Raw genomic sequence first — 22,546 nt, 5'->3', positions numbered from 1 at the left:
GATCAAGGCAGGCCCCGTCGAGTGTCCGCGCCGGTTGCGTCGAGCGCCGAGGCGCGGCCGGGCGCCGAGAAACGATCGTCCTCGGAAACCGAGCGACCCGGCACCGCCGTCCGCTCCGCCTCCTGCTGCCGCCACAAGGTACCGGCGGCCGGAAGCGGCATGCCGCTCGGCTTGTCGCTCCCGTTGTAGCCGGGCAGCAGGGCGAAGCCGTAGCGCTCGTAGGGCATGGCGCCCGCGCCGGGAACCCGGCGTGCCACGAGGGGTGGCGCCGGCATGACCGGTTCCGGCGCATAGGTGCCGGGCGGGTTCTCGGTCACGAGGCGCTGCGCCGACGGCGCCGGAAAGCGCAGCGGGTTGTCGAGGGCGACGGCGAGGGGGAATTCCTTGCGCTGGATCGCGGGCGGCAGGCCGGCGGCGCCCGGGGCGGACGTTCCGGGCTTCGGCACCCGGCCATAGCTCGGCTCGGCAGCCGGCGGTGCGGCGGCGGCCTGCCGCGCAGCGGGCTGAGGCGTCGCCTGGCACGGCAGCGGCGGTCCGCCCACATCCTCGCGGAACAGGAGGTCCACCACCTTCGGGAACAGGCCGTCGTAGCGGTTGATCACCTCGAGATACTCGCGCTGGCGCTTGAGCCGTTGCAGGGTCAGGGCGTAGCCGAGCACCGTGGTCTCGCCCGGGAGCCAGGCGACGCCCCGCTGGAACCACTCCAGGGCCGCCTCGAACTGGCAGGAATTGTAGGCGTACCAGCCGAGGGCCTGGGCGCCCTCGCCCGAGCCGGACGCCGCGACCACTTTCGCGTAGCGCTCGATGCGGGCCGGCTCGACGAAGGGTGGGTTGGCCTGCGTCAGGCGGCGCTCCAGCAGATCGATGTAGAGGATTTCGTTGCCGACGAAACGGTCCCGCCACGCATAAGCTACCTCCTCGGCGTCCCGCACCCGATTGAGGGCCCGCAGGGTGTGGGCGAGGCCGTGCGCCACCATGGCGTCGCCGCCATGCGCGATGGCGAGCTTGAACCAGTCGAGGGCGTCGCGATACTGGCGCCGCTTGTAGCCGTACCACCCGAGCAGGCTGGTCTGGCCTGGATCGTTCGACGCCTTGGCGTAGGCCTGGAATGCCGCGAGGTCCGGAACCTTGGGTTCCTGGGCCGGGTCGTCGTGCAGAAACGCGGCGATCTGCGCACGGGTGATGTCGAGGCGGATCGGATCGAACTCGGCTTTCCCGTCGCCCTTCCGGTCGGCCTCGCCGCGGCCGAGGGCGATGAGTTCCTCGGCCTGAGCCATCTTCAGGTAGGCCATGGCCTTCTGGATCGTGGCCCGGCGCGCGCCCGCATCGGCGTTGCCCTGAAGCACCGAGCGATAGAGCGTCTGCGCCTCCTCGGTGCTGCCCATGGCGGCGAGGCTGTCCGCGATGGTCCAGATGCTCTCGACGTCGGACGGGTCGAGGGCGGCCTGGTCGGCCCGATACAGCGCGACCACATCCTCGGCGCGCTTTGCCCCCTGTGCGGTACCCAAGGCGGTGATCCGGCTTCGGAATTCGGCCCGCAGGAGCTTGCGCGTCAGTTCTTCGGAGGGTTGCCAGGCGGTGTCGGACGCCCGGCGGTTGGCGATCGCCTCCCGCAGGTCGTCGAAGCGGCCGGCGGTGAAGAGGTCCCAGAGCGGGGCTTCCTCCGGCGGGCTCGGCTTCAGGGTGTCGAGGTCCTCCGGCTCGGTCCAGCCCGGATACAGCCGCTTCAGACGGCCGATCTCGGCCTTCATCCGGGCCGTCTGCTTCTGGGCCGCGTAGTAGCGCAGGGCGCTCTCGTCCACCATGCCGGGGGTCGCGGCCGTGGTGGGAGCCGCCAGGATGGCGGGCGCACGCGCACCATCGCCATAGACGACCTGCCGACCGGGCGTCGGCGTCTGGGCGAATGCGGCCCCGGCGACACCGCTGGCGAGGAGGAGCCCGAGGCCAACGCGCACGGCTTCGCTGCCGAAGGAACGGCTCAGCGCTTCAGGCATGACGCGTACCTCATCCGAACCGCGACCATGCTGAGGAGCTGCACCGTCGTCGGATAGTAGTTCTCGGTGTCGCGCACCGTCTCGAAATCGGCCGGAACGGCCCGGCCATCGGCGGCGCAGGCCACGAGGCTGGCCAGCGCGGCGTAGCCTTTCTCCGTGAGCCATTCGACGGCGCGCCCGTCGCGGGTGTCGACGATGGGCAGGCGATCGACGTCCGTGCTGTTCCACAGGGTGGCGAACGGCGCGTAATCCTCCGGGCGTCCCACCCCCGCCCAGGCGAGATAGAGCGGCACGCGGATCGCGTTGTAGGAGAACAGCGCCGGAAAGCCGTCGGCCGGGCGGGGCTCCGCCTTCATGGAGATCCACTCCGTGGGAAGGCGTGACGGTCCGAACCGGGCTTGGCGCAGGATGTCGATTCCGCTCCGGATCAGGCCCTGCCAATCGTATTCCGGCGCAACGAGACCGAGGCGCTGGAACGCTGGAAACACCCAGTAGGACAGGTTCACCAGCGGGCCGTCCGGTCGGTCGGCCGCCGAGAACCCCGCCACCGCCGGAAGCAGGAGAGTGCCGTGCGGGTCCTTGAACAGCATCGCCTTGCGGCCGACCTCGACGGCGATGCGGCGCGCGGCCGTGCGGTAGGCGCCTTCGCCCCAGGCTTCCGCCGCCTCGGTGAGGGCCCAGGCGACGAGGAGGTCGCCATCCGTGGCGTCGTTCAGGTCGGACACGGCCGGGCGCTGGTCCGGCGCCCAGCGCCAGGCCAGGAGCGCGTCGGAGCGAACCATCAGGTTGGCGCGGGTCCAGCCCCAGATCCGCTCGAAGGTGGCGCGGTCGTCGGCGGCCACCGCCAGGAGCATGCCGTAACCTTGGCCTTCGCTGTGGCTGATGGACCCGTTCGCCGTATCGACGACACGCCCCGCCGCGGTGACGAACCGGGCGCGGTAGGTGCGCCATCCGGGCGAATCCCCGAGGGCGCCCGCCAGAACCGGGACCGTGGTCGCTGGGCCGCTCCCATCGCCCGGGGCGGACGGCAGGGCGGTGGATGGCGGCACGGCGGTTCCCGTGGGAGCGGGGCGGGACATCTCGCGCGTCGGCTCGTCGGCCGGCTCGGCTTTCTGGGCCTGCGCCGGTTTCGGTGTGGTCTGCGCGGGCGCGATGGACGGGGCGAGGCCGAGGGCGGCCGCCATGACGAGCCCGCGGACGCGGTGGACGAGCGGCTTCATCGGTTGCTCCGGCCGACATCGCGCACCAGGGCCGCCGTCGCCAGGCCGAGGCAGAGCGCCACCAGCAGCATGAGGACCACGTAGATCGCGGGATTGAGGGACAGCCACGCGGCGGCCAGCAGCCAAAGGTTCGACAGGCTGCGCGGCTGGGTCTCGATCACGCTCACGCTCTCCGGCTGGTCGATGGTGAAGGTGCCTTCCGCCGCGTCGAGGAAGGCGGCACGTCCGAAGAGGTTCGTCCAAACCCGCGGATCGACGAGGCAGGACGCCGAAGCCTTGAGGAGCCACGCATTCGGAGCGGTCACTAGGACGACGCTGGAATCGAACGAGGCACCGGCGCCCTGGGCGACGATCAGGGAGGCCCGGGCATCGAAGGTCTCGACGGACTTGCCCGGCGCCATCCCGACCCCGTCCACCAGGGCGTGCCACACCTGCTGGGCGCGATCCGAGATGGCATTGCCGGCGTCCGCCAGGGTGTCGAGGGAGGACGGGCCGGCGCGCAGGCGCTGGTCCCACTTGGCGACGAGGTCCCCCGACGAGGAGCCGCCGTCGCCGTCGGCGCCCGAGAGCTGGACGAGGGGCGAGGCGGTCTGCATCGGGGCCGGGACCGGTGTGGCGGGCGGTCCGGCGCGGCGCTCGCGGACCCGTTCGGCGGCTCCGTCCGCGAGGCGAAGCGGCATCACGGCGGATGGCAAGGCACAGCGCATGGGAACGTTGCGCCGGAGCCGGTCGAGGGTGAGGATCCCTTCGGCGCCGGCGGGTCCCGGTGCCGCGACGGTCTCGGCCCGACCCTCCCAGCCCTGCCGGATATGGTCGGGGTCGAGGCCCACGGACGCGACGGTGGCAGGATTGAGTGCACGGGCGGGGGCGACCACGAGGGCGGGGCCGCGCCCGCCCTCGTGGTCGGAGGTCACCTCGAAGTCGATGATCCGCTTGGCCGCGATGGCGAGGCGGGCGGCGATCACCGCGGCGGCGGCGGCCGAATCCCGGTCCGGCGTCGGCAGGACGAGCCGGGGCTGGCCTCCGGCGGCGATGAACGGGATCGCCCCGCCCTTCACGGCGGCGAGATCCGGATTGCGGGCGGCGCGCGCGAGGCGCGGAATCACGATGCGCGTCTTCTGGAGGAGCAGGAAGCGCGCCTGGGTCGAGCCCGGCTGCAGGGTGTCGCAGGTCCGGTCGGCGTCCGTCGGCACCTGGGCGGAGATGTCGATCCGGTTCAGGCCGGGCCGCCACAGGCCGAGGGGGAGCGGAACCGCACTGTCCTCGAACAGCTCCCCATTGGCATAGGCCAGCGGGACGCTCGCGGCGTTCCGGCCGTTGACGTCGACGATGATCCGCGCCTCCGGCGACAGGCGCGCGGCGGAGGCCCCGGCCAGATGGAGCATCACCTTCCCGTAATCCGCCGGAACGAAATCGGCGGGCAGCCGGAGTTCGAACCGCGTGCGCAGCAGGCGGCCGTTGAATTCCTGCGAGGCGATGCCGACGGCATCGAGGCTCAGGGTCTCGCCACCCGTGACCTCGTAGCCACGGGTGAGGTCGGCGAGATCCTCGCCCCCGGCCCCCTCCGGTGCCCGCGCCCGCGCCAGGGTCTGGATCGCCTCGGCCACGTCGCCGTCGCCCGCACCCGTGACCACGAGGGTGGGGGCACGGTCGCTCCGGTCGGGAAGCAGCGCGAGCTTGGGTCCCGTGATCGCGCCGAGGTCGGCCACGCCGTCGACGCCGCGCAACTCTTCGGCCGTGCCGACCACGAGGTTGAGGCCGGCACGGCCCGCCATCGGACCGCCGAACTCCACGGCCGGCCGCGCGAGGCGCCCGACCAGGGCGATCGCCTGAACCGCCCCGATCATGCGTCGCAGGCGTTTCAGGCTCGGTTTCTCGGTGAGCAGGACACGCACCGGCAGGGCGCCGCTCTCGTCCGGTTCGAGCGCCGCGAGGTTGCGCAGGTCGAGGTCCTGGCCGGCGGGCTGAACCACCAGCCCCGTTCGGGACGGATCGATCTGGGTCCACAATTCGTAGGTGGCATCGACGGAGCAATCGACACGGTGGCGTTGGATCACGCTGAGCCGCACGGCATTGTAGCCCGGCTTCAAGCGACCGTCCGGTATCGCGAATTCGACCACTTTGACCGCGCCCGGCGCCTGAACCCGGGTCCAACCGATCTTCTCGTCGTTGACCGTGACGGTCAGCTCGGAGGATTCCGGGGCCACCGAGATCGCCGACAGGTAGGAGACGCGCATCCGGGCCGGGCCGCGGGCCTGACCGGGGGTGAGGAACACCGGATATTGCAGGCTGTCGGCCTCGCCCGAGAGGCGCATGCCGCGCGTCCCGGAGGGCAGTCGTCGCGCCGACGCGATGGTCGATCCGGCCTCGGTGACCCGGCCCGCCGTGGGACCGCCCGGGGGCGAATTGCCGAGCTTGGGGCCGCCCGTCGGGGCGGTGGCCGGGCGCTGCGTCTCGGGAGCCTGGGGCCCGCCGAACCGGTCGGAGGGTCTGCCGCCGAGGAACGTCTGTGCGTTCGCCGCGCCTGCGAGCAGGACCGTGCAGAGGCCCGTGGCCCGCACGATGCGGACCAGACGGCGGAGCCGTGGGACAGGCCGTCGCGAGAGCGTGCGCATCAGGATGCCACCGACTTGCGGCGATCGGCACGACCGCCCGAAAGCCGGCGCTCGTTCTCGAACTCAAGCATCAGGCGGACCCAGTCGCCGGCCCCTGCCTCGTGTGCGTTCGCCGTAGCCGCCGCGGGGGTCGGCCGGATCGGCGCCGGGCCCGGGGCGGTGGGACCCGAGCCCGCTGGACCCGGACCGGCCGACCCTGGGGCCGTGCCGAACTGGTCGAAATTCGAGTCGGGCGGACGTAGACCCAGGCGCGGGCTCTCGCTCGGACGAGTCTGGGTCGCCGCCGGGGCCTCGGCCGCGGGTGCCGGCACCGGCTTCGGCAGGAAGGCGTAGCGCAGGGCGCGCACGGGCTCGACCAAGCCCCACCACACGAACTGCAGCGTTCCGGTGAACAGGTCCTTGTGGCGCCGGCGGCGCAGCTGAAACCGGCGCATGGCGTCGGCTTCGCCGTACATCAGGCCCGACAGGGCGACGTAATCCTGTGTCGAGAGCGCACCGAAGCCGAGGCGGCAGATCGCCTCGTCACGCGTGCGCTCGACGCCGAGCAAGGTCACCGAGAGCGGGCCGGCCCTGCGGGCGCCCGGCACCGGCACCACCGACAGGCTGCCGGGCAGCGGCTTCAGCCCCATGCCGGGGGCGAGGAAGGCGGCATTCAGCCGAACCGTGCAGGCCTCGGCCGAGACGCGCTCCACCGTCACGTCGGTGACGCGGCCGCCCAGTGTCAGCGCGCCCTGGCGGTCGACGACGAGGGAGGGCGTCCGCTCCGTCACCTTGCGCTCGGCGCAGACGCCCAAAGCCGCGCCGGCCGTGATCAGGTTGAAGAAGGTCCACAGGCCCACGACCAACATCAGGTTGGTGACGCCGGGCTCGAACAGGTAGCGATAGGCGGCGACGCCGCAGCCCGCGAGCAACAGCAGATAGACGGCGACGAACGGACCGGCCAGGGCCGAGAGGTGGTCGTGGTCGAGGGTGGCACCTTTGTTGGTGACGTTGAAGGTCGGTTTCCGCGGAGAGGCTATGACGGAGACGATGGCTTTGGCCAGGAACAGGCCCTGGATGTACTCGTATAGTTCCGAGACGAACGGCCAGCGGAACTTGCCGTAGACGTAGTTCTGCAGCATCAGGTTGATGACGATGTAGGTCGCCGTGTAGGCGATCGATTCATCGACGCTTGCGACGAAGATCTTCAGGTCAAAGAAGATGTGCAGCAGCGGCGCGAACATGAAGATCAGCCGCGGCACGGGGAAGAACCAGAACGTCATGCTCGACAGGTAGGCGACCTTCTGGATCGGCTCGAGACCCTTCTGGAACAGTGGATTCTTGAGCATCAGGATCTGGAACATCCCCTGGCACCAGCGCGAGCGCTGGCCGATGAAGTCCGTGAGCGTGTCGGGCTGCAAGCCGGCGATGAGGGGCTTGTCGACGTAGACGCTGGTCCAGCCGCGCGAATGCAGCTCGAACGCCGTCTCGCAATCCTCCGTGATGGTGATGCCGGAGAAGCCGCCGGCCTCGTCGAGGGCGGTACGCCGCAAGAGGGCCGCCGACCCGCAGAAGAACGAGCCGTTCCACTTGTCGAGGCCGCGCTGCGTCACCGAATAGAACATCTCGTTCTCGGACGGCATCCGGTCGAAGGTGCGCAGGTTCCGCTCGACAGGGTCGGGGTTCAGGAACGCGTGCGGGGTCTGGACCAGGAAGAGCCGTGGGTCCTGCGCGAAGTGACCGACCGTCTCGGTGAGGAACGAGCGGAACGGCACGTGGTCCGCATCGAACACCACGACGACGTCGCCACGTGCGTGCGCGAGGCCGTTGTTGAGGTTGCCCGCCTTGGCGTGCTCGTTGCGCTCGCGGGTGAGGTAATGGCAACCGAGATCGCCGCACAGCCGCTGGAGGTCGACCCTGCGCTGGCGCGCCGCCGCGGCCTTGGCGGGGTCGGCATCCGCACATTTCTGGTCCGTGCCGCCGTCGTCGAGCAGCCAGACGATGAGCTTGTCCGCCGGGTAGTCCATCTGCCGCGCGGCCGCGAGGGTCATCGCCAGGATGCTCTCGTCCTCGTTGTAGGTCGGCACGAACACGTCGACCTCGGGAAGGTCCGCCGCCGCCGCCAAGGGAGGTGGGGGACGCCTGAGGGGATCGGCGTTGATGATGAGGCTGACGAACAGAATGAAGACGCAGTAGAGTTCACCGAGAATTAGCACCAGGCCGAAGCCGAAGCCGACAGGGTCGCCCGGGGATGGCAGGGTGTTCGTCACCCGCCACAGGACGTAGCGGAGCACCACCATGGAGCCGAGGGCGAGGAACACGAAGCGCGCACGCGGGCCGTCGAAGAACACCCACAACACCAGCATCGCCAGCATCGCGGCGAGACTCATCACCAGCTGGTTCTGAGCACCGACCGGCTGGCCGAGCAGGACGAGACCGGCAACGGTCGCGACGATCCACGCTAGCCATCGGACCCCGATCCTCACACGCCGCGCTCCTTCTTCGCCCACCGGACCTCGGTATGGCTCCGGGTTCTTTCCAAAGAGGCATGAAAGCCGGTTAATCAGGGCTTGTTTGCGTCGATGGACAAGCGCCGACAGTCGTCCTCGGGGCAGCCAGAAGGATCTGGAGCGGTCGCGTACGACCCGGACGGATCGGACACCGTCAAATCCGCGAAGGTGTCGATTTGCCAGAACGATGAATGCACGACGGCGATGCGAGGAGAGGATAGGTCCAGGATACGGAATCTATGACGTCGCGAGGGAATTCCCGGGCCCGACGATTGTTTTTCCCCCTGGTTGCAGCGGAAACGTCTCGCAAGGGCGCAACGGCGATCTGACAATCGGCCTCGGATGAAGAAATGTCTTGTGCGCTGCACAGTAAGGCGGTGACGGCGCCGGCGCCGGGCGATCGATGGAGGTCGAGCCGTCCGGGCATTCGGTGCCTGTGGTAGAATGTCGCTGCACGGTGCGAGGGTACCCGGACCCGAGCGCGTGTCACGCGAGCGATGCCGCCGCGGGGACCGATTCGGGTGGCGAACGCGTCCGACAAGATCGCAGACGTGTCGTCAGATCCACGCGATACTCGAGCGGTCCGGATCCGATTCGGCGGACATGACGCCCGGCCGTGCGCCGAGATCCCCTCAGAACTGCATGCGTGCTTCGAGACTCGAATAGTAGCCGCTGCCCTGGATGCGATCCTGGACAAAGCCCGCCGCCACCGACATCGCCACGGGCCCGAACCGGACGCCGGTCAGGTGCGCGCCGATACGGTACTGCCGGAAGAAATCGTCGCCGAGGAACAGGGCCTCCGGGCCGAGATAGACGCCGTCGGCGACCATGTAGCCGGCCCGGACACGGGAGTAATAGGCGTTGAACTTGGTCGAGTACGAGCCGTAGGCCGAGACCATGGTCCGGTCCGTAGGGGTGGCGTAGAAATTGGCCGCGACCTTGAGGCCGACTCCGGTGCCGACGACGGGGTTGCCCGGATCGGCGATGGAAAGCTGGTTGCTGCGGACGTTGAAGCCGAGATAGCCGGCCAGTGCCGCATCGGCCCAGATCCACTCGTAGCCGAGCAGGCCCGCGCCCTCCTGCTGGTAACCGGTGACGCGCTGGGCGACGCCCTGTCCTGGATAGGAGTAGGTCCCCGCAGTGCCGTCGATGCGCACGCGCGGCCCGCTCTGGGTCAGGGTTCCGGCAGCCGCGATGGTCCCCGTCACCGAGCCGAAGGCGGAGCTGTTCGAGGTGACGCTGGTGGACCCGTCCACGGCGACGCGCCAGCTGTCGTCGATGCCTTGCGCCTCGGCGCCGGTGTACCACTCGGTGCTGGTGGTGCGGGGATTGGGAAGATCGGCGGCGAACACGGTCGCCGGAAAAGCGACGAGGGTGCCGAGAACGGCGGACGCCTTCAGGCCATGCATGGATCGAAGCTCGCTTTGTGCCTGCGAAAACCTGGGCTCAGATTCCTGAGAACCGCACGGTCCGATTCATGATCGATGAAGGTTAATATCCGTCTGCCGCTCAAAGTCTTCCAGAGCGCGGCCTGTGTCGTCCTGAGACATCGATGAGCATTCATGGACGGATGGCCGGTCGTACCATCGACGAACCCGACAGCTGCGCACGGCGAATGCCACAAGGCAGTGCGACCGGCGAGGCGCATGCGGTACGGGCAAAACCGGACCGGCGTTCTGGCGGGTGAACGACATGGCCGCCTGGACCGGCCGTCGAGGCATCCCTGTCCCCCGGGCCGGTATCCCGGGGTGGCCGATCCCGTTTCAGGCGGCGTGGGCCAGGGGGGCCGCGGCGATGGCCGAGAGGATGGCGGCGAGGTCCTCCTCGCGGAACGGCTTGTCGAGCTGGAGGAACCGGCGGGCGGTGGCCGGCAGGTGGCCATGCGGTCCGGCAATGATGACGCGCACCCCCGGATGACGCTCGACCACCGTCGCGGCGAGTTGCAGGCCGGACATCACCGGCATGGCGTAATCGGTGATCATCGCGTCGAAGGCACCGTCCCGCATGAGCGCTTCGAGGGCATGTGCACCGGAGGCCGCCTGGACGACAGCATGGCCGAGATCGGTCAGCACCTCGGCGAGGCACGCTCGGACGAGACTGTCGCTCTCGACGAGGAGCACGCGTAGCAGGCGCGTCGCGCCAGCCCGCTCTGGGGCGGCCTCCGCGCGACGAGCCTCGGCCGGAAGCCAGAGGTCGGCGAGGAAGGGCTCGGCCCCCGACCCGTCCGATTGGATCGCGAAGCGGCCGCCGATTCCCGCGACCAGTTCCGCCACCGCCTCCAGCGGCGCGACCCCGGCCGGGGGCGATGGGCGTTGCCGTGCCGGGCGGCCGCTGGCCACGACGAGGCGGACATAGCGGCCCGCCAGGAGGCCGGGGAGGATCTCGGACTCGGTCTCGTGCGCGCTGCCCGCGACGGCGAACCCGTCGAAGCCGCAATCGCGGAAGTGGAAGGCGAGGTTGAGGAGTACGACCTCGATGACGGGTTCGCTGCAGCGCACGGTGGGCAGGTCGGCCGCCAAGCGGTTCATGACCGGCATCTCACCGAGCACCTGCGCCTGTAGGAACGGCAGGAACGACGCCACCGTCGCTGCGATGTCGGCCTCCGCGAGGCTTCCCTTGTCCGAACGGACCAGCCCGGCCATCCGGCGTGTCAGGGCGGCCCCGCGCGCGGCGCCGGCCAGGGCCCCATCCACCAGCCGCGCTTCGGCCGTGCCGAGGGTATGCCGCCGCTTCAGGATGCCGAGATTGGCCGTCACCACGGTGAGGGCGTTGTTGACGTCGTGGACGATGCCGTCGGTGACCCGTCGGAGGGGCGCGTCGCGCCGCCGCTCGTTGACGGCGGCCGTCGGCTCGTGGCTGTCGTCCATTTCGCGGCTGAGGGCGAGGAGCCGGACACCGCCCTCCTCCCGGGCTTCGCCGCGCCGGAAGCGCACGAGGAGGCGGCGCTCTCCGCCCTCCGGGCCCGCATGGGAGGTGCGCAGCACCACGTCGTGCGGACCGTCCTCGGCCATGGCGGCCTCCATGGTCAGCCGCATCAGGGCGCGATCGGCCGGAAGAATGCCGTCGATCAGTTCGTCCAGCGCAATCGAGCGGTCGCCGGCGAGTCCGGTCTCGTGGCTGGGGTCCGTCCAGATCACCTGCCGGGTCGAGGGATCGACCTCCCACAGGGTCCAGCCCGACATGGCCTCGAAGGTGCGCAGGCGTGCGCGGATCCGGCCGAGCCCCGTGCGGGCATCCCGCGTCCCGCGATCGTCGCGCGGTGCGAGGGAGTCGCGTGCCCGCTCGAGGTCGTCGATCTCGGTGATCCGTGCCGCCTCGTCGGGTGCCGAAACGGTGTCGAGGGGGCGGGCCAGACGCCGCAGGCGCCGGGCGGGATACATCGCGACGGCGTAGCCCAGTCCCGTGCCGCCGAAGATCATGGTGAGGACGAGGAGTGCGAATGTCCGGTCCGGGAGCCGGACACTCGCGGGCGCCGGCGCCATCACCGAGGTGACCGCCCAGCCGGTGCTCGCCAATCCCTGAGCGCCACTGGTCTGCGTCGTGGCTTCGACGGCGCCGTCGGGCAGCGGACGCGGAGGGGCGACACCCGAGAGCGGGATTCCGTCCGCACCCGTCACGCTGAGGGCGAGTCTGGATGTGGACACGGCGAGGCCGTCGCGCACGCGGGCTTCCAGTTCGCCGAACCAAGCCGGTCCGACGCGCAGCACGAGATGATCGCCGCCCAGTGCGACGCTGAGATGAACGGCGCCGCGCTCCGTCGCCACGGCGATGTCGGCCCCGCGGGCTCGGCGGAACCAAGCCTGACCCACCGGCGCGCTGCCACCGCCGCTGGAGACCCGCACGGCACCGTCGGCACCCACCAGCATCGCGTCGGCGTAGGTTGGATGGAGGCCGAGCCATTCGCGAAGGGTGTCGCCGCGCCGCTCGTCGTCCGCCGCCGACTCGCCCACCTTCAGGAGCATGGCTGCCGAACGGGCATCGGTCTCGACGGATTTCAATCCGAGGTCGATCGCTCCCGCGAGGTTGCGTGCCGCGAGGCGCGCGGTCTCCCGCATCTCGAGGGATTCCCGGCCGGTGGGCAGAATCAGCCACGCGCCGACGCAGGCGAGGCCTGCCACGAGTCCGACCTGGACGCCGTTCACGACCTTCAGCGAGATCCGCAATCTCTCGAGCATGAGTATCCGGTTCCACCGCAATCGGGCGCGAAGCGTCACCGACGCGCCTATGTCTACCGGAGGCTGGAAGGGGCTAAGGACGCGTTAACAAGGCGCGCGGCGAAAGCAGAAGACACTCCGGCGCCCGATGATTCGGCCGGAATGGGGAGCATCGGTTGCCCGCTTCCCCCGGACGCCCGAAACGGCCTTCAGCCGGATCATCCAGCACGAGGCCGTCATGTGGCTGACCCACAACCCGGACCCGTTGCGGCCATCGTTCGGGACTTCAGATGAAGAAACGCTCGCTGTTTTGCCGCTCGCTCCAATGATTGTTCGGTTTCCGGTAAGTGTAGAATGCCGCCACTTCGAACCCGGAATCCGTTTCGTTTTTCATGAAATGAACGAATATCTTGTCACGATACTCGGCTTTGATCTCAGGCCGAGGAAGTGACTGATCGAAGTATGCCTGTATGATGACGTAGGTGCCGGTCATCTCGAAAAGTCCATAGGGAACATAGGCGGCGGTCGCGTCTTCTTTTTTCTTATGTTCCAGGACGTTCGCTATCATCCGATCAAGAACCAGATCGATGTACGGGGAGTTCTTTCGTGCAGCCAGAACCCCGTTCATGAGGTCGAAATCCGTAACCTTCGTCATGCTCCAGCCTTTGCCGAACAGGATCAGGTCGTGAGAATTCAGCTTATCGAGCGTCTCCATCAATTGTGCAGGAGACGTCGGCCCGACATGCGCGTCGATATAGAAGCCACCGTATTCACGGAGGAGGAAAAAGCGGGCGATATCCGATTTGGCGGAGGGCAGACGAATAGCTTTGAAGATCGGCACAAATGCCTGCGGCATCAATGGTACGACATCGTCATCGGAAAAGACCGTGAACTTCGGGTAGATGGCACGCCAAGCCGGCGCTGCCGGAGGCTCCTTCAGATCCTGACTCACCCAATACATGAAAACCATACTGTTTTCGGCATGAGAATTGAGCAGCGGGTTGTCTCTAACGTATTGATGTCGTGCTACAGGTGCGGGGGAATGGGATTCCTTCTCCCATCCTTTCCGACCTTCTGCCAATCCATGACCGAGAAAGTGCACCAGCGGATTCAGACCGCTCGCTTTGACATCGGGATTCGCCGCGAGATACCCGTCGCCACTGAAGCCGCGGCTTGGATCTCGCCCCTCTTTCCATCCATGCGTCAGATAGTGCTGCAGCGGGGTGCCCGAGAATTGTTGGACATCGGCATAGGCAGCGAGGTAAAACTTCTCGTCGAATCCCGGCATTCGGCTCGCCGGAAAGTCGGAATCGAGTTTTCGTGTGAAGTTTCGTAGTCTCATCGGCAATCTCGTAGCGCAGAGCGCAGCGCGTTGGAACCACCCACCAATCCGGAAGCGGGAAGCCGCGTGCCGGTCCCGGTCGCTGACGCCTTGCCTGAGGCCCAGTGGTTCTTTTGACCGTCGTGAATTTCGGGCCGATCCGCTCTCTGCCGAATAAGGCTTAAAGCCGGACGCGCCTCAACTCGGTGCCGCTGTCGTCGCAGATGACGAGATGCCAACCGATGTAAAGTGTTCGGGTCACGCCTATGAATCTCAGTTCATCGATGGCCGACACAGCCTGAGCGATTGCGTGATCGAGATCGTCTGTTTCGACGCCGATCTCATCTCGGAATACTGTTCGATCATCTTCCAGGTCAAAGCGGTAGCGCGTCGGCACGTTGGTGTCTCTGGATTGAGGTATTACATCACTCTTCCTCACCTTAGCGCATTATGGGGAAGAACGCATTGTTTGACCGATGCGGAAGCTTGATGTTTTTCGATCTTGTATCCTTATTGGTTCCCTCCTGCGTAAGGTCGATGACGGCGGACGAACCCGAGCTCTACGGTTGGGCGTTGCTGTTGGCATCGCCCGTTTCGAAGGTTGGAGGGCACATTTTCGTGTGCTTCTGATATATGTGAATGCCGAGGGCGCCACCTGGTCGCATCTTCCAATGACTATAGAAATCCGTTGGGGCTCGGGGTCTGTTTTATCGGGCTGGACCAATGTTCAAGTCGCCATCGTCGTAGTATAAGTATCTTTTGACCGAGTTGTTATTTTATTAATTACATAAATAATAGTCCGGTATGATCTGTCTGGGCGTAGCACTGTGTTTTTTAAATATACGCTTAAAAACAATTCGGCAATAAGAAAAATTTGGTCATCAATATTCGAATATTCAACTTGCGCGATGATTTGTCTCTCCGGAATGTTATTAATTTCTGAAACGGTTTCATGAGTCGGATTAGCGAGAGATCAAAATCGTGACAGGCGCCATTGTGCAAGGCGGTTGTCTTGTCGATTTCAAGGTTGAGCGCCTGTAATATTTGCACCGATATTTTCGAGAACGTCGCCGCGCAATCGTGGTGGCGCAAAAGAGCGCAACGCCTTGAGCGAGGGAGAAACGATGTCCGATCCGCAGGATGGTAAGGAACTGGACGCTGCGACCCGTGAGCGGCTCGGTCGACTCACGCTCGCTCTCGCGGAGGACATCTTCGATTCGGGGGACGCCCACCTTGCCACGCTGATGCGTGTGTTGATGAAGGAGGTCGGCCGGGTGATCACGCGGAACCTCGACGACTCTCAGAACGAGTACTGGACCCAGTAGCGCTATTCGGCGAGCCCGATCGGGCGGCTTCGGAAAAGCCCGCCGCAGCCGGAGCTGGGCGGGTGGAGGTAGCGTCTCACGAAGCGTCCCCTGTGGGGAGAAAGCGCTTTGGCAGAGAACGCCACAGCTGCGAATCACACGGGTTATTTCTCGCTGCGTTTCGGATGCGGATCCCGTCTCAACGGTCTCGTGTCTCGGTCGTCCGAGAATCCTGTGTCTTGTTCCCATCGGCTGCGGGTGATGCGCCTGCAACGCCCGTATTCCCAAAACCGCCACCCATCTCACCGGCCTTCATTTGCTCACCCTTATGCATCTCACCGGCCGTGCCCGCCGGTGAAGTCCTCGACGGGACCGTCGTCTCGGGTTCCTGTGCATTCGATATCCCCCCGCTGACAATCAGAAAAGCCGAGGCAAAAAATAGGTTATAATCTTCGGCATTTTGTTCTCCATGTGCGGTAGTATTAAAATTCGTTCGAAAAATTATTGTTCCAATAGATATTAGTGGATCAATCAATTATAAAATCTTATTATTAGGGAATACGGATCTGGTCTGGCGTCGATCCATTTCAGCGAGTGGCAACCCATGGTGGCCGGGTCTCTCCCATGTCCGCCTTACTGTTTGAGCAATTCGTGTCTCCCCCTCCCTCGGCTTTTCGCTCGAACCGAGTCACAAAAAGCCCGCCGCGGATCGCTCCGGGCGGGTGAGGAGAAGAGAACGCGTGGCGCGTGCTACTCGGCTGCCTTCTGCGGGTCGATCGTTCCGGATTCCGTTCCGGTATCGTCGGTCGCGGCCTCGTCGAAGGCCTGCATCCACGCAACGTAATCCGCAGTGCCTTCGGTGTAGGGGCAGGCCTCTCGGCTCCTGCCGTTGAGGCGGGCGTTCCGACCCTTGATGAAGGGACTGTCACTCGCGGTGGCGCCGTAGCTCATGTCATCATCTCCCTGGCGATCTGGAGTTCGCCGGGGGAAACGCGAAATCCACCGAAGAGGATCATTGGAACTCAGCGCGTGCGACGAAAAACCCGCCCGGCTTCGCGCCGGGCGGGTGAAGTCGGGTCGACGAAAGAACCCCTTGGGAGGGGTATTCGTTCGTCGCAGCGGTTGTGTCGGATGCCAAGGCCCTACCCATTCACGAGTTCGCCAGCGTTTGCGTTCGAAGAGCACAAGACATCGTCGCGAACTCGATCCTGGTCGTCGGCCGCGATGCGGCTGACGGCCGTCCGTTTGTGCCGTGAATCGTTCCACGTGTAGGTCTTAGCAAGAACGACGCTCCCGATTACGACAATCGGCTCCGCCAGGCACGGCCGAGGCGCTGCGGTGAAGGCGCACCGAAACGTGAAGGTAGCCGCTCGGGGCGGCTCTATTTATACCAGTACTAAAGTACTAGATGACGTGGTGGGCTCCAAGGCCTCACGTGGGACGCAGCCATGATCGACGACCACGCTCCGACCGGCATCCGCCGCCAACTTCTCGTGTGGCTCGCCTATATCCGTATCGGGTTCTGGGTGCTGAAGGGGGCAGCACACGGGAGCCTCTCTTTCGCGAAGCGGCGTTCCTGAACTCCCCGCGGCTGGGATCTCGCCACGCGAGCGGGCGCAGGCCCACCGTCCCGTGGGCGCTCGTTCAGGAGCCGCACTGCTTCGCGCCGTAACCGACGCCAAGCCACCCCAAACGCTGCGTTCGGCGACCGGACTCTCGCCCTCTCGGCGGCAGAGGATGAATCTGGGCCGATCTCGCGCTCGGTCCATCGGTGGGAACGATCCACCGGTGCGGCGTCTGCGATGTGGGTTGCGGCGCAGGGTCGCCTGGGGTCGAAAGCCAGGAACGAGGCTCCTGCCGTCGGGTTGAAAACATACACCGGCAGCCCTCCCGGCAGGGCCGACCCAGCCAAGCAACAGGAGTCACCATGTCGAACAAGCATTTGAAGACCGAGACCCCAACGGACGCAGATCTCAAAGGAAATCCGGGTATCGGGCAATCCAAAGGGATGACCGGCCACGATTTCGAAGACATCGCGGCGGATTCTACCGTTGAGGGCGACATAGAGAACGAGACCAGGCCGGATGGCGGTATCGATCCGAACCATCGCGGGCGTGGCAACCCCTGAGCGACGAGTTGCGGCGGTCGCCGACCGAGGCGCCGCCGTGAGCGAATCCCGAATTCCGTGGTCAGGCTGCGAGCGAGTCGTTCTAGACCCAGCCACCATCGGCCGATGACCGCGCATCGTCTGTTCGATCTCGCAGGAGTGACAGTCATGAACGCGCAGAGCCGGTCCACCGCGACACCGCTCAAGACAACTCTGGACGTCGTCAACGCCGATCCTACACCTGTCGGTCGCCAAAGTTCTACGATTGAACCACAGCACCGCGCCGGAGACACCGTCGATAAGGTCGATCAGGTCAGCAGCATCACCCTGCTGGGTCTGGCCATCGTCGGCGCGGGGGTGACGCTCGTGTTTCATTGGCTTCTGGGCTGATCTCTCGCAGACGCACGATCGTCTCCGCGGAAGCGGCAAGGCGATCGAGTCGCACCCGTTCGTCTGATCGTGTGGGTCCTCGGGACGTTACTCAGGACCTTCCGTCAGCTGCCAAAGGGATCGATGACCCTCCACCCCGACACCCATGCAACCCGACTCGCGAACCAACCGCGCGGCACCGATGACGGGTGCGGCCGTCCGCTTCGGCCATCCTACGAGTCGGAGAACCATCCCGGCGACAAGGGCGTTCGAATCGTCAGTCTCGCTCTTCTCGGGATGACCGTCGTCGGAGCGATCGCGATGATCGGCTTCAATTGGACGACCGGCTGACGGCCATCCGGTCCACGACGGTAAAGACGTCCAGCGACAGCCGCGGCACCGATGATCGGCTAATAAGATGGAATGTCGTCGCGTTCCCAGCCGGGGCCGATCGAAAAAGCCCCGTGAAGCGTCGTTCGAGTGCCCCATAAGGAACGTCGTGCCGCGCCACGCATTCACTGAACAATCCGTGCAACCCTGGCATACCAACGGGATCATCCGAATGCGGAACCACATCACGACCGACCATTTCGACTTCTCCGATGTGTCGATCGACGTCCGCCATACGCCGAGCGTCACGAATGGCAAGCGTCCCCTGGAGCTCGTCCGCGACGATCGCCGCGGCGAGGTCCGGGGATGGGACGACCTGCCGGCCAAGATCGTTCCTCCGACGTCCGACTTCGAGGGCTTCGGTTCGTTCTCGGGCTAGACCGTCAGAATCTTCGCGGTCGGGACGCTCAGTCTGGGCCGCGTTCGACGCGTGTTCGCGAAAGGACAGCGGAGAGAATTGGTTCGGTCTCGTGCCGCAATGCCGCTGGCGTGGATACAGGCCATGGCTTAAGCGATCGCGTTGAGGTGCACAGGGGAAAACCAGTGATGCGTGGGACGAAGCAAGTGTTGGGTGGCCTCATGCTGGCAGTCACCCTGGGAAGTACGCTATCAACTGCTGCGTCGGCCGACTGCTTGCGGTCCGTCCACAATCGCTCGCCCTACACCCTGGTCGTGACACTGAATGACGGGCTTTCGATGACCGTGCGTCCAAGGTCGACCGGCGCGGTTCGGCTGTCCGGTCCAGGGAGCGTCGAGGTCGCGGCCTATTGTTCCGGCGCCGATGCAAGTGTCCCGATTCTCCGTCGGTCGTTCGATTATCAGGCCGTCCAGGACCGCTGCTTCTACGCCGTCGGGCACCCGTTCTTCGAGCGTGAGTTGGGTAACGGTTTCCTTCCGCGTGCGTCCGACACACCGTTTGCGCTGAACAATCCACGGCAGGGCGATCTCGTGTTGTTCGCGCGCGGATCAGAATGCTTGCCCACACGGTAGCCGCTGGTGCTTCGACCGTCCCAAACCGGAATGGAGGGCGGTCCGTTTCCCCTTCATGGTCAAGGAGATCACCATGTGGACCCTTCTCTGGGGCGACACCACCAATCAGGTGAGTGGACAATGGAATCACGAGGAGCACGAGGGTTCGGAGAAGGCCCTCGCGGCTGCGAAGACGAAGATCGGCATGGGTTTGATTGCTCATTCCATTCACTCGCCCTCGGGGATCGCTTGGATGAGTGCCGATGAATTGAAGGGCTTGGCCGATAAGGCGGATGCGAAGGCGACGGGCTGAGCCGGTCCGTCTTCGCAGTCGTGCCGCGAAAGACGTCCTCAATGACAATGATGCGTCCGGCATCGAACAGCCACGCACAGCGCGCCGCCATGATCCCGAGCGGGCCGGCCCTGAACGCGAGGATCGTATCCCCCTGCTGGATCCCGGCCATTTCCGTGGACCGATAGCCCGTCGGAACGATGTCGGCGAGCAGGATTGCTGCCGGTGACCCGGACCACGGCATCCTGCACGTGTTCGCAGACTGGAACGGGCTTGTGATCGGCTTGAACTCGGCCGGGGCTGGGATCGTTCACCGCCGACATGCCGTCGCTCCTCATGCCGGATGGTGCGAAACCGGCCCAGACGGGGCGGCTTCTCCGATACACCGCCGAGCCGGAGCGCAGCGAGCTCGCCCCGGCGCACCTTTGTCCTTTGACGTAAATCCACATGCTGCCGTTCACGACACCCAGCCGGCTCCGTCGTGGCGGTGCGGACTCTGGCTCGGTGCCTCGTGTCACGACGGCCCGGTGTTCAACTGGACAGCCGAGGTCGTGTCCTTCCACCATCGGCGAGGTGAGAGAGGCCGAGGGAGCCGGTGATGGACGAGGCGAGGTTTCGGGCCCTGGAGGCGCGCATCGCGGCGTTGGAAAGCGCGCTGGAAAGCACACGGAACGACATCCAATGGGCGACGGCCTTGATCTTCGTCGTCCCGATCGGCCTCATGATCGTGCTTCGTGTGTGGTCCTGACGCCACCCTCCGACCGGCCGGGGCAATTGGAGCCCCGGGGGCGACGGCAATCGCGTTGCAACAGCAGAGCAAGCCGTGGAAACAGCAGCGCTTCGGCCGCACGCAGATTGCGGCCCGGTACGTCGTGGTGGCTGGGGAATTTGGTGAGCGCGTTGGGGTTCGAACCCAAGACCTACAGATTAAAAGTCCGTTGCTCTACCAGCTGAGCTACGCGCTCGCGTCCGTGGCGGGGGCATTAAGGCCCGGGTCCGTCGGGAGGCGACGCCCGCAATAGGGGCTCGACGGGTGGGGGTCAACCGCGCCAAACCGCCTTCCTGTGGGCGTGGCGGTTGGGATGTGATGAGCGCAGTGGCGGAACGGGAGTGGCGGGCAGGAGCCTGGCAGGGGTTCGCCCGGGTGTTCGGCCTGTCGGTCGCCGGCTTCGGGCTGGCGGCGTTCGGGTTCGTCGCCGTGCTCGACCCCTATGGCCTGCGGGTCGGGCCCGGGCGGGCGCCGGCGCCTTTGATGGATGGCAACCAGCGCTTCATGTACCCCCAGGTCGCCCGCAGCGGCCTCTACGACGCGGCGGTCTTCGGTTCCTCCACGTCACGGCTCCTCGATCCGGATCGGCTCGGACCCGTGCTCGGCGGCCGCTTCGCCAACTTCGCCATGAACGCCGCGACGCCGTTCGAGCAGATGTCCATCGCCCGGGTCTTCCTGCGGTACGCCGCGCCGAAAGTCGTGGTGTTCGGCCTCGACGCCAATTGGTGCGCGGCCGATGCCGACACGAAGCGCCTCACGTTCCGGCCGTTCCCCGCCTGGCTCTACGCGGAGGGGACACCCTGGGGCGGCCTGCGGCAGTTCAACGGGCAGGGCCTCGCCGCGGCCTGGCGCGTGGCGCTGGCCCGCTGGGCCGGTGTGCCGGCGCGGCTGCGGGCGGACGGCTATGCCGTCTTCACGCCGCCCGAGGCGGACTACGACGCCCGCCGCGCCGCGGCCCATATCCATGGCGGCGGCGCGGCGATGCCCGAGGCGTCCCCGGTCGATCCGCCGGTCGATGCTGTGGCGGCGCCGATGCCGGCGCTGGGCTGGCTCGACGATCTCCTCGGTGCGATGCCGCCGGACACGCGCAAGGTGCTCGCCTTCATGCCGGTGCACGTGGCGGCGCAGGGTCTGCCCGGCACGGCCAAGGGCGCGCGGGAGGCGGCCTGCAAGGCGCGGGTCGCCGCGATCGGCGCCCGGCGCGGCGCCCGCGTGGTGGACTTCCGAATCCCCTCCCCGGTGACGACCGAGGACACGAATTACTGGGACGCCCTTCATTATAGGCTGCCCATCGCCGAACGCATCGTCACCGCCCTGGGGGCTGCCGTCGCGACGGGCACCGACGATCCGGACGGCTTCTACAGGGTGTTGCCCCGCCCCTGAGGGGCGTTCAGGCGGCGCGCTCGGCCTCCGCCTTCGCCCAGGCCTCCCGGGTCCCATCGCAGAAATCGGCGAGGCGGCCTTGCGCGATGGCGCCGCGCATCCCGGCCATGAGGTCCTGATAGTACGACAGGTTGTTCCAGGTGAGCAGCATCATCCCCAGGATCTCGTCCGTGCGCACGAGGTGATGGAGATAGGCGCGGCTGTAGTCCCGCGCCGCCGGGCAGGACGACGTTTCGTCGAGGGGCCGGGTGTCCTCGCCGTGGCGGGCGTTGCGCAGGTTGATCCGGCCGTGGCGGGTATAGGCGAGGCCGTGCCGCCCGGCTCGGGTCGGCATCACGCAGTCGAACATGTCGATGCCGCGGGAGACCGAACGCATGAGGTCGTCGGGCGTGCCGACCCCCATGAGGTAGCGCGGCTTGCCGGCGGGAAGATGCGGCTCCACCGTCTCGATCATCGCCAGCATCACCGCCTGGGGCTCGCCCACCGCGAGGCCGCCGATGGCGTAGCCCTTGAGGTCGAGATCCACGAGGGCGCGCGCGCTCTCCACCCGCAGATCGGGACTGTCGCCACCCTGCACGATGCCGAACATCGCCTTGCCGGGCTGCTCGCCGAACTGCACGCGGCAGCGCTCCGCCCAGCGCAGGGACAGGTGCATCGCCTTTTCGATGGTGGCCCGGTCGGCGGGCAGCCGAACGCATTCGTCGAGCTGCATCTGGATGTCGGAGCCCAGCAGCCCCTGGATCTCGATGGACCGTTCCGGGCTCATGTGGTGCGTCGAACCGTCGACATGCGAGCGGAAGGTGACGCCCTGCTCGTCGAGCTTGCGCAGGGCCGAGAGCGACATCACCTGGAAGCCGCCGGAATCCGTGAGGATCGGGTGTGACCAGTTCATGAACCGGTGCAGGCCGCCGAGCCGCGCCATGCGCTCGGGGCCGGGCCGCAGCATCAGGTGGTAGGTGTTGCCGAGCACCACGTCGGCGCCCAAATCCCGCACCTGACCCGGATACATCGCCTTGACGGTGGCGGCCGTGCCGACGGGCATGAAGGCGGGCGTCCGAATGGTGCCGCGCGGCATGCTGATCGCGCCGGTGCGCGCGGGTCCGTCGGTGGCATCCACCCGGAAGGTGAACGCGCTCGGAAGGGGGGACGTGGCTGGTTCGGACATCGGCC

19 protein-coding genes and 1 tRNA gene are annotated in these 22,546 nt (G+C 66.7%); 9 read left to right on the top strand and 11 right to left on the bottom strand.

Features of this window, described 5'->3' with window-relative positions; translation table 11 throughout:
- Positions 1–2: 2 nt before the first annotated feature.
- The 8 genes from ASG60_RS12210 to ASG60_RS12175 all read right to left on the bottom strand — a co-directional run bounded on the left by ASG60_RS12210 (position 3) and on the right by ASG60_RS12175 (position 14,190).
- Complete coding sequence (locus ASG60_RS12210) at positions 3–1,994, bottom strand: tetratricopeptide repeat protein (RefSeq protein ID WP_056385790.1); 1,992 nt, start codon at positions 1,992–1,994, stop codon at positions 3–5.
- Positions 1,979–3,214 (bottom strand): glycosyl hydrolase family 8, encoded by a 1,236-nt coding sequence (locus ASG60_RS12205; RefSeq protein WP_056173575.1) that lies wholly within the window; start codon positions 3,212–3,214, stop codon positions 1,979–1,981. Before ASG60_RS12205 ends, ASG60_RS12210 begins: the two co-directional genes overlap by 16 nt.
- Positions 3,211–5,829: a cellulose biosynthesis cyclic di-GMP-binding regulatory protein BcsB gene (locus tag ASG60_RS12200; protein ID WP_056385788.1), complete on the bottom strand. Its 2,619-nt coding sequence runs from the start codon at positions 5,827–5,829 to the stop codon at positions 3,211–3,213. The genes ASG60_RS12205 and ASG60_RS12200 overlap by 4 nt, the downstream gene beginning before the upstream one ends.
- Positions 5,829–8,294: a UDP-forming cellulose synthase catalytic subunit gene (gene bcsA / locus ASG60_RS12195; RefSeq protein ID WP_056385786.1), complete on the bottom strand. Its 2,466-nt coding sequence runs from the start codon at positions 8,292–8,294 to the stop codon at positions 5,829–5,831. The genes ASG60_RS12200 and bcsA overlap by 1 nt, the downstream gene beginning before the upstream one ends.
- A 656-nt stretch (positions 8,295–8,950) precedes the next feature.
- Complete coding sequence (bcsS, locus tag ASG60_RS12190; protein WP_056173566.1) at positions 8,951–9,727, bottom strand: cellulose biosynthesis protein BcsS; 777 nt, start codon at positions 9,725–9,727, stop codon at positions 8,951–8,953.
- A gap of 354 nt (positions 9,728–10,081) precedes the next feature.
- On the bottom strand, positions 10,082–12,493 hold the full coding sequence (locus ASG60_RS12185) for a response regulator (protein WP_056385784.1): 2,412 nt from the start codon (positions 12,491–12,493) through the stop codon (positions 10,082–10,084).
- 265 nt (positions 12,494–12,758) lie between these two features.
- Positions 12,759–13,760: a glycosyltransferase gene (locus ASG60_RS23855; protein WP_082531734.1), complete on the bottom strand. Its 1,002-nt coding sequence runs from the start codon at positions 13,758–13,760 to the stop codon at positions 12,759–12,761.
- Between the two features lie 214 nt (positions 13,761–13,974).
- Complete coding sequence (locus tag ASG60_RS12175; protein ID WP_056173552.1) at positions 13,975–14,190, bottom strand: hypothetical protein; 216 nt, start codon at positions 14,188–14,190, stop codon at positions 13,975–13,977.
- Positions 14,191–14,917: 727 nt separating this feature from the next.
- Here ASG60_RS12175 and ASG60_RS12170 point away from each other — a divergent pair.
- On the top strand, positions 14,918–15,118 hold the full coding sequence (locus ASG60_RS12170; protein ID WP_056173547.1) for a hypothetical protein: 201 nt from the start codon (positions 14,918–14,920) through the stop codon (positions 15,116–15,118).
- A 729-nt stretch (positions 15,119–15,847) separates the two neighbouring features.
- On the opposite strand, the gene ASG60_RS12165 is transcribed toward ASG60_RS12170, so the two are convergent.
- Positions 15,848–16,048, bottom strand: coding sequence for an Rmf/CrpP family protein (locus ASG60_RS12165; protein WP_056173544.1), 201 nt, complete (start codon positions 16,046–16,048; stop codon positions 15,848–15,850).
- 497 nt (positions 16,049–16,545) lie between these two features.
- On the opposite strand from ASG60_RS12165, the gene ASG60_RS23770 reads away from it, so the two are divergent.
- From ASG60_RS23770 to ASG60_RS22745, 7 genes are all read left to right on the top strand, one after another.
- On the top strand, positions 16,546–16,677 hold the full coding sequence (locus ASG60_RS23770; RefSeq protein WP_274533798.1) for a hypothetical protein: 132 nt from the start codon (positions 16,546–16,548) through the stop codon (positions 16,675–16,677).
- A gap of 347 nt (positions 16,678–17,024) precedes the next feature.
- Complete coding sequence (locus ASG60_RS12160) at positions 17,025–17,225, top strand: hypothetical protein (protein ID WP_056173539.1); 201 nt, start codon at positions 17,025–17,027, stop codon at positions 17,223–17,225.
- A gap of 147 nt (positions 17,226–17,372) precedes the next feature.
- Positions 17,373–17,594 carry a hypothetical protein gene (locus ASG60_RS12155; RefSeq protein ID WP_056385782.1) on the top strand — a complete coding sequence of 74 codons (222 nt, stop codon included), beginning with the start codon at positions 17,373–17,375 and terminating at the stop codon, positions 17,592–17,594.
- A 541-nt stretch (positions 17,595–18,135) separates the two neighbouring features.
- Positions 18,136–18,342: a hypothetical protein gene (locus ASG60_RS12145; protein WP_056385778.1), complete on the top strand. Its 207-nt coding sequence runs from the start codon at positions 18,136–18,138 to the stop codon at positions 18,340–18,342.
- A 200-nt stretch (positions 18,343–18,542) separates the two neighbouring features.
- Positions 18,543–18,953 (top strand): hypothetical protein, encoded by a 411-nt coding sequence (locus ASG60_RS23265; protein WP_210168494.1) that lies wholly within the window; start codon positions 18,543–18,545, stop codon positions 18,951–18,953.
- A 73-nt stretch (positions 18,954–19,026) separates the two neighbouring features.
- A complete protein-coding gene (locus ASG60_RS22750) occupies positions 19,027–19,245 on the top strand; it encodes a hypothetical protein (protein WP_156398886.1) in 219 nt (72 codons plus the stop codon).
- A 577-nt stretch (positions 19,246–19,822) separates the two neighbouring features.
- The gene (locus tag ASG60_RS22745; protein ID WP_156398885.1) at positions 19,823–19,972 is read left to right on the top strand and encodes a hypothetical protein; all 150 of its coding nucleotides are present in this window, start codon (positions 19,823–19,825) and stop codon (positions 19,970–19,972) included.
- Positions 19,973–20,113: 141 nt separating this feature from the next.
- Here the strand turns inward: ASG60_RS22745 and ASG60_RS12135 are convergent.
- A tRNA-Lys gene (locus ASG60_RS12135) sits at positions 20,114–20,189 on the bottom strand.
- A 122-nt stretch (positions 20,190–20,311) separates the two neighbouring features.
- Here ASG60_RS12135 and ASG60_RS12130 point away from each other — a divergent pair.
- Entirely contained in the window at positions 20,312–21,376 is a 1,065-nt protein-coding gene (locus ASG60_RS12130) for a hypothetical protein (RefSeq protein WP_056385776.1), read from the top strand.
- Between the two features lie 7 nt (positions 21,377–21,383).
- Here the strand turns inward: ASG60_RS12130 and tgt are convergent, their stop codons facing one another.
- Positions 21,384–22,541: a tRNA guanosine(34) transglycosylase Tgt gene (gene tgt / locus ASG60_RS12125; protein WP_056385774.1), complete on the bottom strand. Its 1,158-nt coding sequence runs from the start codon at positions 22,539–22,541 to the stop codon at positions 21,384–21,386.
- Positions 22,542–22,546 lie beyond the last annotated feature (5 nt).

The sequence above is a fragment of the Methylobacterium sp. Leaf469 genome (genome assembly GCF_001424745.1).
Lineage (GTDB): Bacteria > Pseudomonadota > Alphaproteobacteria > Rhizobiales > Beijerinckiaceae > Methylobacterium.
This window is presented reverse-complemented; position numbering and strand designations above follow the sequence as displayed.

What these genes read in the sequence shown, in the direction of transcription:
- ASG60_RS23265 (WP_210168494.1), top strand. Translation starts at nt 18,543, where the DNA reads ATGCTGGCAGTCACCCTGGGAAGTACGCTATCAACTGCTGCGTCGGCC.
- ASG60_RS23770 (WP_274533798.1), top strand. Translation starts at nt 16,546, where the DNA reads ATGATCGACGACCACGCTCCGACCGGCATCCGCCGCCAACTTCTCGTG.
- ASG60_RS12170 (WP_056173547.1), top strand. Translation starts at nt 14,918, where the DNA reads ATGTCCGATCCGCAGGATGGTAAGGAACTGGACGCTGCGACCCGTGAG.
- ASG60_RS12210 (WP_056385790.1), bottom strand. Translation starts at nt 1,994, where the DNA reads ATGCCTGAAGCGCTGAGCCGTTCCTTCGGCAGCGAAGCCGTGCGCGTT.
- tgt (WP_056385774.1), bottom strand. Translation starts at nt 22,541, where the DNA reads ATGTCCGAACCAGCCACGTCCCCCCTTCCGAGCGCGTTCACCTTCCGG.
- ASG60_RS12185 (WP_056385784.1), bottom strand. Translation starts at nt 12,493, where the DNA reads ATGCTCGAGAGATTGCGGATCTCGCTGAAGGTCGTGAACGGCGTCCAG.
- bcsS (WP_056173566.1), bottom strand. Translation starts at nt 9,727, where the DNA reads ATGCATGGCCTGAAGGCGTCCGCCGTTCTCGGCACCCTCGTCGCTTTT.
- ASG60_RS22750 (WP_156398886.1), top strand. Translation starts at nt 19,027, where the DNA reads ATGTGGACCCTTCTCTGGGGCGACACCACCAATCAGGTGAGTGGACAA.
- ASG60_RS12205 (WP_056173575.1), bottom strand. Translation starts at nt 3,214, where the DNA reads ATGAAGCCGCTCGTCCACCGCGTCCGCGGGCTCGTCATGGCGGCCGCC.
- ASG60_RS22745 (WP_156398885.1), top strand. Translation starts at nt 19,823, where the DNA reads ATGGACGAGGCGAGGTTTCGGGCCCTGGAGGCGCGCATCGCGGCGTTG.
- ASG60_RS12130 (WP_056385776.1), top strand. Translation starts at nt 20,312, where the DNA reads ATGAGCGCAGTGGCGGAACGGGAGTGGCGGGCAGGAGCCTGGCAGGGG.
- ASG60_RS12145 (WP_056385778.1), top strand. Translation starts at nt 18,136, where the DNA reads ATGCGGAACCACATCACGACCGACCATTTCGACTTCTCCGATGTGTCG.
- ASG60_RS23855 (WP_082531734.1), bottom strand. Translation starts at nt 13,760, where the DNA reads ATGCCGGGATTCGACGAGAAGTTTTACCTCGCTGCCTATGCCGATGTC.
- ASG60_RS12165 (WP_056173544.1), bottom strand. Translation starts at nt 16,048, where the DNA reads ATGAGCTACGGCGCCACCGCGAGTGACAGTCCCTTCATCAAGGGTCGG.
- ASG60_RS12160 (WP_056173539.1), top strand. Translation starts at nt 17,025, where the DNA reads ATGTCGAACAAGCATTTGAAGACCGAGACCCCAACGGACGCAGATCTC.
- ASG60_RS12200 (WP_056385788.1), bottom strand. Translation starts at nt 5,829, where the DNA reads ATGCGCACGCTCTCGCGACGGCCTGTCCCACGGCTCCGCCGTCTGGTC.
- ASG60_RS12155 (WP_056385782.1), top strand. Translation starts at nt 17,373, where the DNA reads ATGAACGCGCAGAGCCGGTCCACCGCGACACCGCTCAAGACAACTCTG.